Consider the following 16,247-nt stretch of genomic DNA (forward strand, 5'->3'; position numbering starts at 1 on the left):
CTTGTCGACAACCACGCCTGGACCTCGTACAGCGACTGGCGCGCCGGCGGCGCGCACGGCACGCGGGCCGTACGGGGCGCGCGCCCCGGCCTGGTGATCGCCGCCCCGGCCGGTACCTCGGACTACACCGACCCGCACACCGGCAAGACCGCCACCTGGGAGTACGCGACCTGGACCTCACCGGTCCACCGGCTCGCCGTCCCCTCCACGGAGGCCATCGCCTCCTGGAACGCGCACACCCCGGCCGGCACCTGGCTCCAGGTCGAGCTGACCGGCACGTACTCCGACGGAACGGACACCCCCTGGTATGTGATGGGCCGCTGGGCCTCCGGCGACCAGGACATCAGGCGCACCTCGGTGGACGACCAGACCGACGGCCGCAGCACGATCTGGACGGACACCTTCTCCATCGACGACGCCGCCTCCGGCCTGCGCCTCGTCTCGTACCGGCTGCGCCTGACCCTCTACCGCACCCCGGGTTCCAGGATCACGCCCACCGTGTGGCGGCTCGGCGTGATGGGCTCCGACATCCCGGACCGGTTCACCGTCCCGGCCTCGACCCCGGGTCTCGCCCAGGAGCTGAAGGTTCCGCGCTATTCGCAGGAGATCCACGCCGGTCAGTACCCCGAGTACGACAACGGCGGCGAGGCCTGGTGCAGCCCCACCTCGTCGCAGATGATCATCGAGTACTGGGGACGCAGGCCCACTGCCGAGCAGCTCGCCTGGGTCGACCCGACGTACACCGACCCACAGGTGTGCCTCGCGGCCCGCTCCACCTACGACTACCAGTACACCGGCTGCGGCAACTGGCCCTTCAACGCCGCCTACGCCTCGACGTACAAGGACCTCCAGGGCGTGGTGACCCGGCTCGGCTCGCTCACCGACCTGGAGACGCTGATCGCGGCCGGCATCCCGGCCATAACGTCCCAGTCGTTCCTCAAGTCCGAGCTGACGGGCGCCGGTTACGGCACCTCGGGTCACCTCATGACGATCATAGGGTTCACCGCGGACGGCGATGTGATCGCCAACGACCCGGCGTCGCCCGGTGACGACGCGGTGCGCAGGGTCTACAAGCGCTCCGAGTGGGAAAATATCTGGCTGCGGACCAAGCGCTACAACGCCTCCGGAAAGGTCGTCTCCGGAACCGGCGGGGTCTGCTACCTGTACTTCCCGGCGCATCCCTCGGCGCGGCAGCGCAAGGCGCTCGCGGCGGTGGGCATCCGGTGACCCGAGGGGCGGCCCCCGGGCGGTGGGGGCCGCCCGGCCGTCCGGAGCATGCGTATCCGGGACTTTTCCGCCGGCCCGCGGAGTCGTGTGAGGAGACGCACACGCGGTGCGCACGGGGTGGAATCCGGCGGGATTCGAAGCCGGCCGAGGCGCGGGCGTGACCCAGGTCTCTACCGGTGGAAGCGGCGACGATGGCAAGGTGGCCGGGTCGGTGGGGAGCCGACGCGAGGCGGGGGACGCCACCGCACCACTACGTCAGCGAGATGCCATGACCGCGAGCTCCGCCATCGCCCCTCGTCTCCGTGCCCGCACCGGCGGTCCCGAGGACGACAGCCCGAAGATCCTCGAACACGTCCTGGGCTGGACCCTCGTGGTCGTCGTGGCGATGCTCGTGACGCAGCTCGGTCTGCTCTGAGACGGCACGCGGCCCGGGAGCCGCGACGACCGCCCAGGGTCGGCGGGCCCGCGACGCACCGCCCAGGCGCGGTGACCTGCCGCCCGGGACCCGCGTGCGCCGTCCGGGATCTGTCGCGGGTCCGGCCGGGCCCACCGCCCGGCCGGGCAAGGTCCGCTGCCACCCGCGCCGCGGTGACCGGAACGATCGTGCCGCCTTTCGCAGCCGAATGAGCCGTCGGCATGGTTCTGCCATACTGCGCATGTTCCGTCGGCAGTTGGAGACCAGGGCCGAAATTGAATAATAGTCAACAACGTGAGGTCGGCCGCCCCCGGGCGCGGGGCACCGACCGTTCACTGGCGCGCCGCGCCGAACTCATCGCCATCGGACGGAAGTTGTTCGCCGATACGTCGTACGACGCACTGTCGATGGATGACATCGCACGTCAGGCACATGTCGCCAAGGGGCTGATCTACTACTACTTCAAGTCCAAGCGCGGCTACTACCTCGCCATCGTCGAGGACTCGGTCGCGGATCTGGTCTCCCGGGCCGCCGACGGTGTGGAACTGCCTCCGGTGGAGCGGGTCCAGCGCACGATCGACGGCTATCTCCGCTATGCCGAGCACAACCAGGCCGCCTACCGCACGATCATCACCGGTGGCGTGGGCTTCGACACCGAAGTGCAGGCGATACGCGAGGGCGTGCGCGAGGCCATCGTCGCGACGATCGCGGAAGGGGCGTACGGCAGGGGCAGGATCGGACCGCTGCCGCGCATGGCCCTGCTCGGCTGGCTGCACAGTGTGGAGGGGGCGACCCTCGACTGGATCGGCCACCCGGTGCTGTCGCGCGACACGATGCGCGAACTGCTGGTGAAGATGCTGGGGGGTGCGATGCGAGCCGTCGAGGAACTCGATCCCGCCTATGCGGCCCCGCCCGACGCCCGGCGGGACAACTGAGGGAACGGTATGAGGACTAGACCACCCTGTCAATGGTTCGGACCAATTCCCCGTCCTGTCGGCAGGTGGTCGTCATCCGGTGAGGGTGTGCCTCCGTTCGGGCGTACTCCCGGCGCCACGGCCGCTGGTCGGCTGGTTCCGTGATCCGGACCGGGAGCATCGGCTGGGCCAGGTGAGATCCGGCGCCGCTCCACCCGGGTGGGCGTTCGCCGATGTGCTCGACAGGGAGGAGCGTCACCGTGCCCGATCGCGCCCCGCAGCCGGTGGACCGTCAACTGCCCACGGACGAGGCACGGGAGCTGATCGCGCTCGTCCGCGACATCGCGCGGCGCGAGATCGCCCCGAAGGCGGCCGAGGAGGAGGACGCCGGACGCTTTCCGCGCGAGGTCTTCGGGCTGCTCTCGGAATCCGGACTGCTCGGACTGCCGTACGACTTCGGGCTCGGTGGCGGCGGCCAGCCGTACGAGGTCTACCTCCAGGTCCTCGAAGAGCTTGCCACGGCCCGCCTCACCGTGGGCCTCGGTGTCAGCGTCCACACCCTGGCCTGTCACGCCCTCGCGAACTACGGCACCGAGGAGCAGCGGGCCGGGCATCTGCCCGCGATGCTCGGCGGCGGCCTCCTCGGCGCGTACTGCCTCTCGGAGCCGTCCTCGGGTTCCGACGCAGCCTCCCTGCGGACGAAGGCGGTGCGGCAGGGGGACGACTGGGTGATCACCGGCACCAAGGCGTGGACAACGCATGGCGGGGTGGCCGATTTCTACACCGTGTTCGCGCGCACCGGCGGCGAGGGCTCGCGCGGCATCACGGCCTTCCTGGTGCCCGGCGACGCCGAGGGGCTGAGTGCTTCGCCCCCCGAGAGGAAGATGGGCATGAAGGGTTCACCGACCGCCCAGGTCCACTTCGACGGGGTGCGGGTCGCCGACGGCCGGCGCCTCGGCGACGAGGGGCAGGGCTTCGCGATCGCCCTGTCGGCGCTCGACTCCGGGCGGCTCGGGATCGCGGCCTGCGCGACCGGCGTGGCCCAGGCCGCGCTGGACGAGGCTGTCGCGTACGCCACCGGGCGGCGCCAGTTCGGGCGGCGGATCGCGGACTTCCAGGGGCTGCGCTTCATGCTCGCGGACATGGCCACCCGGATCGAGGCCGGCCGCGCGCTCTGCCTGGCCGCGGCGCGACTGCGCGACGCGGGCCGGCCCTTCTCCAAGCAGGCGGCCATGGCGAAGCTGCTGTGCACGGACTCCGCGATGACGGTCACCACGGACGCCGTCCAGGTCCTGGGCGGATACGGGTACACCGCCGACTTCCCGGCCGAGCGGTACATGCGCGAGGCGAAGGTCCTGCAGATCGTCGAGGGCACCAATCAGATCCAGCGCATGGTCATCGCGCGCCACCTCGTGGGTCCCGAGGCGCGCTGAGGGCGTTGTGCGGGTCCCGCCGCGTGTCGAACCCGCCCCGCGGCTCCGCACCCACGCCGAACTCGTTCCGAGGGTCCCGGGACGCGTTGAACTGCCCCTCGCCGCGCGGGTCCGGGGCCGGGACGAAGCGTGGCTCCCGTGGTTCCGTGATCGCGCCGAACCGCCCGTACCCGTACATCACCGAGGGTGCCGCCAGGCGCACCCACTCGGGGTCGTGGCGGCCCGGCAGCGTACGGCCGCGATCGGCCCAGGTGCGGATCAGGGCGCGGTAGATGGGCGGATCCTGGACCGGCGGGGGTGGCGGTGGCGCCCAGAGAACCGATTCCGCCGGAGCCGGGACGAGGATCCGGCGCCGGCGCCCGGTCGTGGAAGGTGTGGGGCTCATACCCGGGCAACGCGCGGGCGGGCGGACAGGTCACCGGCCCGCGGAATCGGGCGTGCGTTCGCGGCAGAACCCCTGCGAGATGCGCGCGGGAGCGCGCTGTCTGGCCCTCGACCCATATCTGACGTACCGTCAATTCCGCCGCCGGGGGCCGTGCCCCTCCGGGCGACGTCGACTGCCGGGCGCGCTGGGAGGCCTGACGTGAACGACGACCGTCCCGTCCCTCTCGACGAGTACCCCGTGCACCAGGTCCCGCTGTCCATGAAACATGTCGCCGGCGGCGACCGGAACGCCTACGACCGCTGCATCTTCCACGTCCTCGACCACCGGGGCCGGGCCCTGCTGATCCTCGGCCTCGGCGTCTATCCGAACGTCGGCGTGATCGACGCGTACGCCACGCTGCGCCTCGGTGACGCGCTGCATGCCGTCCGGGCCTCCGACGCGCTCGGCGAGGACCGGATGAACCTGGCCGTGGGGCCCCTGCGGATCACCGTCGAGGAGCCGCTGCGCCGGCTGCGGCTGCGCTCGGACGACGACTCCCTGGCGTACGACATCACCTGGACCGCCGACTTCCCGGCACTCTGGGAGCCGCACCACGTTCAGCGGCGCGGTGGCCGGCTCACCCTGGAGGGCCGCCGCTTCGTGCAGGCGGGCGGGGTTCAGGGCGTCATACGCGTCGGCGGCGACGAGATACCCGTCGGCCCCAGGGAGTGGACCGGCACCCGGGACCGCAGCTGGGGGGTGCGCCCGATCCCGGGGGAGGAGGGCGGCCGGCTCGCCGCCGAGAATCCGACCGAGGGATTCCACTGGATCTGGTGCCCGGTGCGCTTCGAGGACCGCTTCCTGATGGTCGTCGTTCAGGAGGACGCCGACGGATACCGTTCGCTGGGCGACGCGACCCTCGTGCGCGACGGCGAGCGGGACCTCCAACTCGGCTGGCCCCAGGCCGACATCACCTACCGCTCCGGCACCCGTCACCCCACCTCCGCCGTCCTCCACCTCACCCGGCCCGTGGACCGTGAGCCGCTGGAGCTGGGCGTGGAGGTGCTGGCCTCGTCCCCGCTCGCGGTGGGCGCGGGATATCCGCCGGCCGACGACTGGCAGCACGGCACCTGGCGCGGCCGCGGCTGGACCGACCACCGCGTCTACGACCTCTCCGATCCGGCGGCCCATCCCCTCGCCCGCTACGGGGTGACCGACCACGCCGCCCGCTTCACCCTCGACGGGCAGGTCGGGTACGGGATCTTCGAGCACGGTTCGTTCGGCCGCCACGATCCGAGCGGCTTCACCGGGTTCGACTCGGTCGCGCCCTGAGAGGAGTGGCGAGATGGCCACGGCACCCCGCCCGCGTACGACCACCCGTGACCCCGAGGAGCTCGCGCGCAGGCTGACCGCCTGGCTGGGCACCCGCCTCCCGGGCGCCGAGGCGGTGAACGTGACCGTCCCCGAGTCCAACGGCCTGTCCAGCGAGACCCTGCTCTTCGACGTCGACCACCCCGAACCACCGCTGCGTGCCTGCGCGTTGAGACTCGCGGCGGACCCGGGCGCGTACACCGTGTTCCCCGTCTACGACATGGTGCGGCAGTACCGCACGATGCGTCTGGTCGGCGAGCACAGCGATCTGCCGGTGCCGCGCGTGCGATGGCTGGAGGAGGACCCCGGGCCGCTCGGGACACCGTTCTTCGTGATGGAACGCGTCGCCGGGCGCGTCCCTCCGGACGTCATGCCCTATACGTACGAAGGCAATTGGCTGCACGCGGCGAGCGATCCCGAACGCGAGCACCTGGAGGCGGCCTCGATCGCGCTCCTGGCCCGACTGCATGACCAAGTCCCCGTCAAGGAAGCGGACTTCCTCGCTCTGCCCGGAGACGGCAGCCCGCTGCGGCGGCATGTCACGGCCCAACGCGCCTACTACGCATGGGTGACCGACGGGCGGTCACGTTCACCGCTCATCGAGAGCGCCTTCGACCGGATCGAGGCGCTGTGGCCGCGCGACGAGGGCGAGGCGGTGCTCAACTGGGGCGACGCGCGCATCGGGAACGTCATCTACGACGGTTTCGACCCCGTCGCGGTGCTCGACTGGGAGATGGCGGCTCTGGCCCCGCGCGAGGTCGACCTCGGCTGGACCGTCTACCTGCACCGCTTCTTCCAGGACCTGACCGAGGGCTTCGGGCAGTCGGGACTGCCCGGCTTCCTGCGCCGCGACCGCGTCGAGGCACGCTATGCCCGCCTCACCGGCCGCACACCCCGCGACATGGACTTCTACACGCTGTACGCCGCCCTGCGGCACGCGATCGTCATGCTGCGCATCGCCTACCGCCAGGCGCACTTCGGCGAGGTGGCGGTCCCCCCGGACCCGGACACACTGATCCTGCACCACGGCACCCTGCGGGCCATGGTGCAGGGCAGCTACTGGGATGAACCCGGCGTCGCCCGCTGAGCGCGCCGACCGGTCAGGCGGCCTCGCGCCGCATCTCGGGGACGCGCATCGGGCGCGAGCCCGGCCCGCCCGCGTGGGAGAACGGCTGCGTACGCCAGTCGAGGCCCTGAGGGAGCGTCAACAGGAGCGCCGTGTCCTGCTCCTGGAGCTCCGCGGTCTCGTCCGCGGGCCGCGCCCCGGCGGTCGTGCGGCCCGTGCCCGAGCAGACCGTGAGCCCGAACGGGTTCCACGGGGAGGCGCACAGGGCGTGCTCCGGCAGGACCTCCTCGTCCGCCAGCAGCGCGATCGGCTGCGCGCAGTCCGGGCAGATCACCCGGTACATCTCGAAAGTGTCGTACGCGTCGAACTCGTCGCCGTCCAGGGCGTCGGATTCGACACCCTCCGGCTCGGGATCGAGAACGGACTGCTGCCGCTTGGGTGCGGTACGACCAGGGCGCTTAAGACTCTGCATGGGATTCTCCCCCTCGGGTGGGCCGACAAGGCGCTGCGACCTCGACCACAGCAAGCACTTCCCGTCCCGTCTCTGCGGTAATCACGTGAACATCACGGACCCGGTTGCATCCATGTGTCGTTCGTCACATGCCGCCCGCAGGTGCCTGGCCCGGTGGAATTTCTCCTCCGGGTGGCGCGCGACTGACTCTAAGCCACATCACAAAGAGGGTATGACCTGCGCCGCTGAGGTATCCCGCAGGATCAACAGCCCTGTAGGTTCTTGCGTCATGGAGGAGCTGGACCGACAGATCGTGCAGCTGCTCGTCGCAGACGGGCGGATGAGTTACACCGACCTGGGCAAGGCCACGGGCCTGTCCACGTCCGCCGTGCACCAGCGGGTGCGCCGGCTGGAGCAGCGCGGCGTCATCCGGGGCTATGCCGCGGTCGTGGACCCGGAGGCCATCGGGCTGCCCCTGACCGCCTTCATCTCGGTCAAACCGTTCGACCCCAGCGCCCCCGACGACATCGCCGAACGCCTCGCGGGCGTCCCGGAGATCGAGGCCTGCCACAGCGTCGCGGGCGACGAGAACTACATCCTCAAGGTGCGTGTCTCCACCCCGCACGAACTCGAGGAACTCCTCGGGCGGTTGCGAGCGCTCGCGGGTGTGTCGACGCGGACCACGGTCGTCCTGTCGACGCCGTACGAATCCCGCCCGCCCCGCATCTGACCGACCGGCCCGCCTGCCCCGTACGGTGACCGCCCGGCCCGGGTTGCCGGACGGACTCGTCCGCGCGGCCGTGCAGGCCAGTGGTGGCGATCGCGCAGGTTCGCCGGCGCGGTGACGCCAGCCTGTCCGGGCGGCGCCGCACAGGGTCGTCCGCGCGATCACGTAAACCCGTCCGGGAGCCCACGCCGGTCCGTCCACGCGGTCGTGCAAGCCCGCCGCGCGATCACGGAGGTCCGTCCGGGCGGCTCGCACCTCTGCCCAGTCGATCACGCGGGTCGTCCGGACGGGCAGGCGGCCCCGCCACGCCGCCGCGCCGACCCCACCCGGGCGACGGCCGGCCGCCGAGAGGCGCGAGACTGTTCCCATGAGTGAGAGCACCGCCCCGTCGGACACCGTGCTGCTGCGCGGTGGAGAAGTCCACAGCCCCGCCGACCCCTTCGCCACCGCCATGGTCGTGGAACGGGGTCAAGTCGCCTGGGTCGGCTCGGAAGGAGCCGCCGACGCCTTCGCCGACGGGGTCGACGAGGTCGTGGACCTCGAAGGCGCCCTGGTCACCCCGGCGTTCACCGACGCGCATGTGCACACCACCGCCACCGGGCTCGCGCTCACCGGCCTCGACCTGTCCGACGCGCCGACCCTGGACGCGGCCCTCGCCCTCGTACGCGATTTCGCGGCCGCCCGTCCGGCCGACCGGGTGCTGCTCGGCCACGGCTGGGACGCGGCACGCTGGCCCGGCGGCCGTCCCCCGACCCGCGCCGAACTCGATCAGGCGACCGGCGGGCGTCCGCTCTACCTCTCCCGCATCGACGTGCACTCCGCGGTGGCCACCAGCGCGCTCCTGGACCTGGTCCCCGGTGTCACGGCGCGTGCCGGGTACGCGCCCGACGGTCCGCTGACCCGCGACGCGCACCACGCCGTGCGCGCCGCGGCCCTCGGCGCGGTCGGCGGCGAGCAGCGCACCGAGGCCCAGCGCGCCGCGCTCGCTCACGCCGCCTCGCTCGGCATCGGCTCCGTGCACGAGTGCGCGGGGCCCGACATCTCCTCCGAGGACGACTTCACCGGCCTGCTGCGGCTCGCCGCCGGGGAACCCGGACCGAGGGTCGTCGGCTACTGGGCCGACCGCGATGTGGAGAAGGCACGGGCCCTCGGCGCTCTCGGCGCGGCCGGCGACCTCTTCGTCGACGGCTCCCTGGGCTCGCACACCGCCTGCCTGCACGAGCCGTACCTCGACGCCGACCACACCGGCGTCGTCCACCTCGACGCCGACGCCGTGGCCGCGCATGTGGTGGCCTGTACCGAGGCGGGCCTCCAGGCGGGCTTCCACGCCATCGGGGACGCCGCGGTGGCCTCCGTGGTCGAGGGCGTCCGCGCCGCCGCCGAGAAGGTCGGCCTGGCCCGCGTCCGCGCCGCCCGGCACCGCGTCGAGCACGCCGAGATGCTCACCCCCGAGACTGTCGCGGGCTTCGCCGAACTCGGCCTCACCGCCTCCGTGCAGCCCGCGTTCGACGCGCTGTGGGGCGGCGAGGACGGCATGTACGCCCAGCGCCTGGGCGCCGAACGGGCCCGCACCCTCAACCCGTTCGCCGCCCTGCTGCGAGCCGGTGTGCCGCTGGCCTTCGGCTCCGACAGCCCCGTCACCCCGCTCGATCCCTGGGGCACCGTCCGTGCCGCGGCCTTCCACCGGACGCCCGAGCACCGGGTGTCCGTGCGCGCCGCCTTCACGGCCCATACGCGGGGCGGCTGGCGGGCCGTCGGACGGGACGACGCGGGCACCCTGGTGCCGGGCGCGCCCGCCGACTACGCCGTGTGGCGCACCGGCCACCTCGTCGTGCAGGCCCCCGACGACCGGGTCGCGCGCTGGTCCACCGACCCCCGCTCCGGTACCCCCGGACTGCCCGATCTGACCCCCGGCAACGACCTGCCCGTCTGCCTGCGCACCGTGGTCGGCGGACGGACGGTATTCGTACGGCCTAACGAGTGATGTCCCGGCGTCCCAGGGTCGCGTTCAGGGCCCGGTACCTCGTTGCTCGACCTGCACGTCCTAAGCGCTGACCAGGTCTTTGTCGGAATAGGCGCAGATCAAGCCAGTGTTGACAGCTGGCCGCAGGAGGCGGGTAGGTTCGGCCGGGTCCACCACCGGACGGCCGACCGGGGAACTTCCGCGCGGCCTCGCAGCGCCGCTGGGTCAGGGGTGGTGTGCCGCACCGGCGCACCACCACTGGGAGCCAGGCCCAGCGCCGGCGCCGCGAGGCGAGGGAACGTTCCGACTGGTCGGCAGGTGTGACCCGGGTGGGGCCCGGACGTTCAGTAGACAACGGCTTTCGGTCGACCCGCAGCCAGCGGGTCCCTGGTCGGCCCGAAGGGCGCCGGGCCCCGATCCGAAGGACGCGATTTCCGCCCCGGCGCGTCCGCTCTTACCCGCCTCTTGGGGAATCGACACCCCCGTAAGACCTCCGCGACGCAGCAGCGCAGGTTGGGCGCACTATGGTGGACCCCTGCGTACGGATACGAAGGGGCAGCAGTGAACGACGGCGACGGGACCCTCGCGGCAAAAGCCCAGGGGAGGCAGTTCGGCCCGCTCGGCACGGCCTTGGTGATCATTCCGACCTACAACGAGGCGGAGAACATCAAGAAGATCGTCGGCCGGGTGCGATCCGCCGTGCCCGAGGCGCACGTTCTGGTGGCGGACGACAACAGCCCCGACGGCACGGGCAAGCTCGCCGACGAGCTGGCAGCCGATGACGAGAACGTCCAGGTCTTGCACCGCAAGGGCAAGGAAGGACTCGGCGCCGCCTACCTCGCGGGGTTCCGCTGGGGCCTGGAACACGGCTACGGCGTGCTCATCGAGATGGACGCCGACGGTTCGCACCAGCCGGAGGAACTTCCCCGCCTGCTGACCGCTCTCAAGGGCGCCGACCTCGTGCTCGGCTCGCGTTGGGTGCCGGGCGGCCGGGTGGTGAACTGGCCCAAGTCCCGCGAGTTCATCTCGCGCGGCGGCAGCCTCTACTCCCGAGTCCTGCTCGACGTACCGATCCGGGACGTGACCGGCGGCTACCGCGCCTTCCGCCGCGAGACCCTCGAAGGCCTCGGCCTCAGTGAGGTCGCCTCCCAGGGCTACTGCTTCCAGGTCGATCTGGCCCGCCGCGCCGTGAGGGCCGGCTACCACGTCGTCGAGGTCCCGATCACCTTCGTCGAACGTGAGCTGGGCGACTCCAAGATGAGCCGCGACATCCTCGTGGAGGCGCTGTGGCGCGTCACCACATGGGGTGTGGGCGAGCGGGTCGGCCGGATCACGGCCCGCCGCAAGCAGTCCTGACACCGGGACCGGCTCACAGCCGGTCCCGGCGCCTGGTGCCCGACGCCGTGACCGGCTCACCGTCCGGCGCCCCGAGCGGCTCACAAGCCCGTCCTGTCACAAGCCCGTCCTGGAGCCGGTGCGGGGCCGCAAGCCCGTTCTCTGACACTCGTGCGGGTCCCGCGAGCTGTGCCGACCCGTCCGGGGGCTGGAAACAGTCCTGTCGCGCGACCGGGGGCGCATGCGTCCGTGCAGGCCGTGAGGGCCGTGAGCGTCTCTGCGGCCTGCACGAGGTGTGGCCCGTCGGTACGAGGTGTGGCCCGTCGGTACGAGGTGCGGCCCGTACGAGGTGGCGCGAACGAGCCGCGCCCAGCCCTGACGCCCGGACGCGGTTCCCGGCGTGTCCTGACATACGGACGGGCCCTGAGCAGTCCCGACGCCCTGACGCTCCGGTTGGGCAATCCCGACGCTCTGACCCGCCCGGTTGCCCGGAGGCGGCGATTGATCATCCGCTTATCCCGTACTGAGGCGCGCCCAGGCACACTGGGAGCATGACGACAGGCGTTCCGACCCCCACTCACCCCGCCCGCCCGCGGCGCTCGAGGCTGCGCACCTTCCTGCCGCTCGGTGTCGCGGTGTGGCTGGTGCTGGAGATCTGGCTGCTGAGCCTCGTCGCGCAGGCCACGAGCGGCTTCACGGTGTTCCTGCTGCTGGTCGCCGGGTTCGTGCTCGGCGCCGTGGTCATCAAGCGGGCCGGCCGCCGCGCTTTCAGGAACCTCAGCCAGACGCTGCAACAGGCGCAGGGCGGTGTCACGCCCACCAGCGAGGGCGGCCGGGGCAACGGTCTGACGATGCTGGGCGGCCTGCTCCTGATGATCCCGGGTCTGATCTCCGACGCGATCGGCCTGCTCCTGCTGGTCCCGCCGGTCCAGAAGGGCCTCAGCCGCTACACCCAGCGCGTTTTCGAGCGCAAGATGCGGCTGGGCGCCCCCGGTACCGTCGGTGACGCCTTCCAGCAGGCCCGTATCCACCGCCCCGACGGCAAGGTGGTCCAGGGCGAGGTCATCAGGGACGAGGACCCGGGTGAGCCCCGCGGCCACTATCCGCCCCTGAACGGCTAGCCACTACGGCGGCCCGGCCGGAGAAGACCGTCGAGCCGACCGGCCGGACACCCACGGCGTCCGATCGACGACGTACGGGAAGCGAACGGCTGGGCCGGCCCCGCCGGACCCGATCGCACCCCGCCCCGCCGGACCGCTGGACGCGGCACCCGGTCGGCATACGGGGAACGGCAGACCGGCGACGTACGAGAAACGGCGTTGCGGAATTCACCGGAACGCACGAGACCGCGGGCCCCGTACGTGACGTACGGTGCCCGCGGTCTCGGCGTGCGGTGTATGCCGCTCGACCCTCAAAGGGGTCAGGCGGACTTGCGGCTGTCCCGCGGATGCACCGCGATGTTCATCGCGCCGGAGCGAAGAACGGCCAGACGCTCCGCGAGGACCTCTTCGAGCTCCTCGCGAGTGCGCCGCTCCATCAGCATGTCCCAGTGCGTGCGCGCGGGCTTCGCCTTCTTTTCCTCAGGGCCGTCGCCGTCGACGAGAAGTGCCTGGGCCCCGCAGACCTTGCACTCCCACTCCGCCGGAATTTCGGCCTCCACCGAGAAGGGCATCTCAAAGCGGTGCCCCTTCTCGCATGCGTACTCCACCGCCTGGCGCGGGGCCAGGTCGATGCCGCGGTCCGTCTCATAGCTGGTCACTACGAGGCGTGTGCCGCGAAGAGCTCGCTCACTCATGAATCGTGCCTCCCGGGCTTGTCGCCCACAGGACAGGTGTCGCTGTCGTCGTCATCCGGTCAACGTCCGGTCGGCGGTAAAGATTCCCGTTGTGGGTCATGCGTCGCCGTCGTAGCCGCCCCTTGTTGTACCCACCGTCGCCCGGTTTGTCACATCTGGCATCAGATGTCACCCAACGCTTCAGTATCATTGACGCGCAGTAACGGTACGGCAGGCAGGCCAAACGCGTACACTACCGCTCTTTGGCCGCGGACGCTAAATCATCTCGGGTACGGGATTGCCTGCGTCGCGGATCGCCTGGCGCACCGGGACCCGCGCGAGCAGCACGAATCCGATGGCGAAGAAAGCCACGAGCGAGATGATCGCGTCCCTATAGCTTCCCGTCAGCTGGTAGGTCAACCCGAACAGCAGCGGGCCGAGCCAGCTCATTCCGCGGTCGCTCATCTCGTACGCCGAGAAGTACTCGGCCTCCTTGCCGCTCGGCACGAGGTGCGAGAACAGGGAGCGGGACAGGGCCTGGCTGCCGCCCAGGACCAGTCCGATGCCGGACGCGAGGACGAAGAACCACACGGGCGCGCCCGCGGGCAGGAAGTACCCGGCGGCGAGGGTGAGCGTCCAGGCGACGAGTGAGCCGAGGATGGTGCGCTGCGCGCCGTACGTGCGGGCCAGCCGGCCCATGCCCAGTGCGCCCCCGACCGCGAGCACCTGGACCAGGAGTACGGCCACGATCAGGGTCGACTGGCTGAGTCCCAGCTCCTCGGAGCCGTAGACGGAGGCCTGCGAGATGACCGTCTGGATGCCGTCGTTGTAGATGAGGTACGCGAGCAGGAAGGACAGCGTGAGCGGTTTGCCGCGCATGTCGCGCAGCGTGGCGGCCAGCTGCCGCCATCCGTGCGCGGACGCCTGTCCGGTGGAGGCCGTACGGCGGTCGCGCAGCCGCCTCAGCGGTACGAGGGTGAAGGCGCCCCACCAGACGCCCGCCGAGGCGAGACAGATCCGCACGGCCGTCGCCTCGGAGACGCCGAAGCTGTCATGGGCCGTGAACAGGACCAGGTTCGCGACCAGGACCAGCGCGCCCGCCGCGTATCCGAAGGCCCAGCCCCGGGAGGAGACGGCGTCGCGCTCCTCGGGCGGGGCGATCTGCGGCAGGTAGGAGTTGTAGAGGACCATCGAGACGGCCAGCGAGGCGTTCGCGACGATCAGCAGCAGTCCGCCCAGCAGATAGCGGTCGCCGTCCAGGAAGAACATGCCCGTGGTGGCTCCGGCGCCCAGATAGGCCGCCGCGGCGAGCAGCGGCTTCTTGCGGCCCGTGCGGTCGGCTGCGGCGCCCGCCATCGGCATCACGAAGATCGACAGGATGACGGAGGCGGAGACCGCGTACGCGAAGAAGGAGCCGGCGCGGACCGGGACTCCCAGCGGATGGACGAACCCGTCCGCGTCCGCCGCGTGCTTGGCCACCGCTGTCAGATAGGGGCCGAGGAACACGGTGAGCACGCTCGTCGAATAGACGGAGCAGGCCCAGTCGTAGAAGTACCAGCCGCGTTGTTCTCGCCGGCGCTCGGCGGCCTCCTCGGCCGCCCCCGCCCGCACGGTGTCCGTGCTCACCCGTGCCTCACTTCTCCGTGAACGGACCGCGCGAGGAGGCTCAGAACCAGGTGCCCCGGTCTTCCAGGACCTTGCGCAGCGTGTCGATGTGATCGGTCATGATGCCATCGACTCCCAGGTCCAGGAGCCGGTGCATGCGTTCCGATTCGTTCACGGTCCATACGTGCACCTGGAGCCCGCGCGCGTGGGCGGCCTGTACGAAGCGACGGTCGACCACCGGCACACCCGACTGGGTCTCGGGCACCTGGGCCGCGACCGCGGAGCGGCGCACGGCGGCCGGTACGCCCCACGAGCGCAGCCGCAGGTTGAGCACCCCGCGGGTGCCGAACGACGTGGCGAGGCGCGGCCCGGCCAGATGCTGGGCGCGGGTCACGCGCGCCTCGGAGAACGAACCGACGCAGACCCGGTCCCAGGCGTCGGTGCGGCCGATCAGGTCGAGCAGCGGGACCAGCGCGGGTTCGGCCTTGACGTCGACGTTCCAGCGCACCTCGGGGAGCTCTTCGAGCAGTTCCTCGAAGAGGGGGACGGGCTCCTGGCCCGCCACGCGCGCGTGGCGCACGTCCGCCCAGGGGAGGTCGGCGATTTTGCCCGCGCCGTCCGTGACCCGGTCGAGGGTCGTGTCGTGGAAGGCGACCAGCCTGCCGTCCGCCGTGGCGTGCACATCGGTCTCGATGTAGCGGTACCCGGCGTTCACCGCCCGCCGGAACTGGGCCAGTGTGTTCTCCAGGCCGTCCGCCGACCCGCCGCGGTGCGCGAAGGGGATCGGGCCGGGGTGGTCGAGGTACGGGTGACGAGTGCGCATGCTCACCCGGGCAGTATGGCGCGCTCCGGTTGACCTGGGGCGACAACGGCGCTGCCGAGTGGTGCCGGACGTGCGGCGAACACGCGCAGGAAGAGCTGGGCCAGGGGTCCGATGGCGACGGCGTACAGCACCGTGCCGACGCCGACCGTGCCGCCGAGCGCGAAGCCGGTCGCGACGACGGCCACCTCCAGCACCGTGCGCACCAGACGGACCGAACGGCCTGTACGCCGGTGCAGTCCCGTCATCAGACCGTCGCGGGGACCCGGCCCGAAACGGGCGGAGATGTACAGGCCCGTCGCCACGCCGTTCAGCACGATGCCCGCCACCATCAGCGGAACCCGTACGGCCAGTGCGTGGACGTCCGGGACCAGCGCGAGGGTGCCGTCCATGGCGAGGCCGACCACGAAGACGTTGGAGACGGTGCCGAGGCCCGGCCGCTGGCGGAGCGGGATCCACAGGAGCAGCACCGCGGCGCCCACGACGATCGACACCACGCCGATCGTGAGGCCGGTCAGTTCGGCGAGCCCCTGGTGCAGCACGTTCCATGGTTCCAGCCCGAGACCGGCCTCCACGAGGAGCGCCGAACTCGCTCCGTACAGGGCCAGCCCGGCGTAGAGCTGGACGAGGCGGCCGGGGAGCCGTCCGGGCCCGGGGCCCTCGGCAGGTGCGGACTCGGAGCGTGTGGACACGGGATGCCCCCCAGTGGTGGTAGTGGCCTGGCGCATGACACTCTGTGGCAGGGGAAGTTGCTTCATCCATGGCCAATTCGGGGAAGGTGG

15 protein-coding genes are annotated in these 16,247 nt (G+C 71.5%); 10 read left to right on the forward strand and 5 right to left on the reverse strand.

Features of this window, described 5'->3' with window-relative positions:
- From N4G66_RS40170 to N4G66_RS40200, 6 genes are all read left to right on the forward strand, one after another.
- The coding region (locus tag N4G66_RS40170) for a peptidase C39 family protein (protein ID WP_261709255.1) at positions 1-1,227 on the forward strand (1,227 nt) is incomplete at its 5' end.
- A 268-nt stretch (positions 1,228-1,495) separates the two neighbouring features.
- Positions 1,496-1,642 carry an SCO1431 family membrane protein gene (locus N4G66_RS40175; protein WP_261709256.1) on the forward strand — a complete coding sequence of 49 codons (147 nt, stop codon included), beginning with the start codon at positions 1,496-1,498 and terminating at the stop codon, positions 1,640-1,642.
- 275 nt (positions 1,643-1,917) lie between these two features.
- Positions 1,918-2,577, forward strand: coding sequence for a TetR/AcrR family transcriptional regulator (locus tag N4G66_RS40180; protein WP_261709257.1), 660 nt, complete (start codon positions 1,918-1,920; stop codon positions 2,575-2,577).
- A gap of 239 nt (positions 2,578-2,816) precedes the next feature.
- A complete protein-coding gene (locus tag N4G66_RS40185; protein ID WP_261709258.1) occupies positions 2,817-3,989 on the forward strand; it encodes an acyl-CoA dehydrogenase family protein in 1,173 nt (390 codons plus the stop codon).
- Positions 3,990-4,572: 583 nt separating this feature from the next.
- Positions 4,573-5,685, forward strand: coding sequence for a hypothetical protein (locus N4G66_RS40195; protein ID WP_261709259.1), 1,113 nt, complete (start codon positions 4,573-4,575; stop codon positions 5,683-5,685).
- Positions 5,686-5,698: 13 nt separating this feature from the next.
- The gene (locus N4G66_RS40200) at positions 5,699-6,811 is read left to right on the forward strand and encodes a phosphotransferase family protein (protein WP_261709260.1); all 1,113 of its coding nucleotides are present in this window, start codon (positions 5,699-5,701) and stop codon (positions 6,809-6,811) included.
- A 13-nt stretch (positions 6,812-6,824) separates the two neighbouring features.
- Here the strand turns inward: N4G66_RS40200 and N4G66_RS40205 are convergent, their stop codons facing one another.
- A complete protein-coding gene (locus N4G66_RS40205; RefSeq protein ID WP_261709261.1) occupies positions 6,825-7,262 on the reverse strand; it encodes a hypothetical protein in 438 nt (145 codons plus the stop codon).
- Positions 7,263-7,530: 268 nt separating this feature from the next.
- On the opposite strand from N4G66_RS40205, the gene N4G66_RS40210 reads away from it, so the two are divergent.
- From N4G66_RS40210 to fxsA, 4 genes are all read left to right on the forward strand, one after another.
- Positions 7,531-7,971: an Lrp/AsnC family transcriptional regulator gene (locus N4G66_RS40210; RefSeq protein ID WP_261709262.1), complete on the forward strand. Its 441-nt coding sequence runs from the start codon at positions 7,531-7,533 to the stop codon at positions 7,969-7,971.
- Between the two features lie 364 nt (positions 7,972-8,335).
- On the forward strand, positions 8,336-9,952 hold the full coding sequence (locus tag N4G66_RS40215) for an amidohydrolase (RefSeq protein WP_261709263.1): 1,617 nt from the start codon (positions 8,336-8,338) through the stop codon (positions 9,950-9,952).
- 540 nt (positions 9,953-10,492) lie between these two features.
- A complete protein-coding gene (locus N4G66_RS40220) occupies positions 10,493-11,287 on the forward strand; it encodes a polyprenol monophosphomannose synthase (RefSeq protein WP_261709264.1) in 795 nt (264 codons plus the stop codon).
- Positions 11,288-11,817: 530 nt separating this feature from the next.
- Positions 11,818-12,387, forward strand: coding sequence for an FxsA family membrane protein (gene fxsA / locus N4G66_RS40225; protein ID WP_261709265.1), 570 nt, complete (start codon positions 11,818-11,820; stop codon positions 12,385-12,387).
- A 299-nt stretch (positions 12,388-12,686) separates the two neighbouring features.
- Here the strand turns inward: fxsA and N4G66_RS40230 are convergent, their stop codons facing one another.
- From N4G66_RS40230 to yczE, 4 genes are all read right to left on the reverse strand, one after another.
- Positions 12,687-13,061 (reverse strand): RNA polymerase-binding protein RbpA, encoded by a 375-nt coding sequence (locus N4G66_RS40230; protein ID WP_261709266.1) that lies wholly within the window; start codon positions 13,059-13,061, stop codon positions 12,687-12,689.
- Between the two features lie 255 nt (positions 13,062-13,316).
- A complete protein-coding gene (locus tag N4G66_RS40235; protein ID WP_261709267.1) occupies positions 13,317-14,666 on the reverse strand; it encodes an MFS transporter in 1,350 nt (449 codons plus the stop codon).
- A 40-nt stretch (positions 14,667-14,706) separates the two neighbouring features.
- On the reverse strand, positions 14,707-15,474 hold the full coding sequence (locus N4G66_RS40240) for a glycerophosphodiester phosphodiesterase (protein ID WP_261709268.1): 768 nt from the start codon (positions 15,472-15,474) through the stop codon (positions 14,707-14,709).
- Positions 15,471-16,193: a membrane protein YczE gene (gene yczE / locus N4G66_RS40245; protein ID WP_261709269.1), complete on the reverse strand. Its 723-nt coding sequence runs from the start codon at positions 16,191-16,193 to the stop codon at positions 15,471-15,473. The genes N4G66_RS40240 and yczE overlap by 4 nt, the downstream gene beginning before the upstream one ends.
- Positions 16,194-16,247: the final 54 nt, after the last annotated feature.

Origin of the sequence: Streptomyces rhizosphaerihabitans, assembly GCF_025399795.1 — a bacterium.
Classification (GTDB): domain Bacteria; phylum Actinomycetota; class Actinomycetes; order Streptomycetales; family Streptomycetaceae; genus Streptomyces; species Streptomyces rhizosphaerihabitans.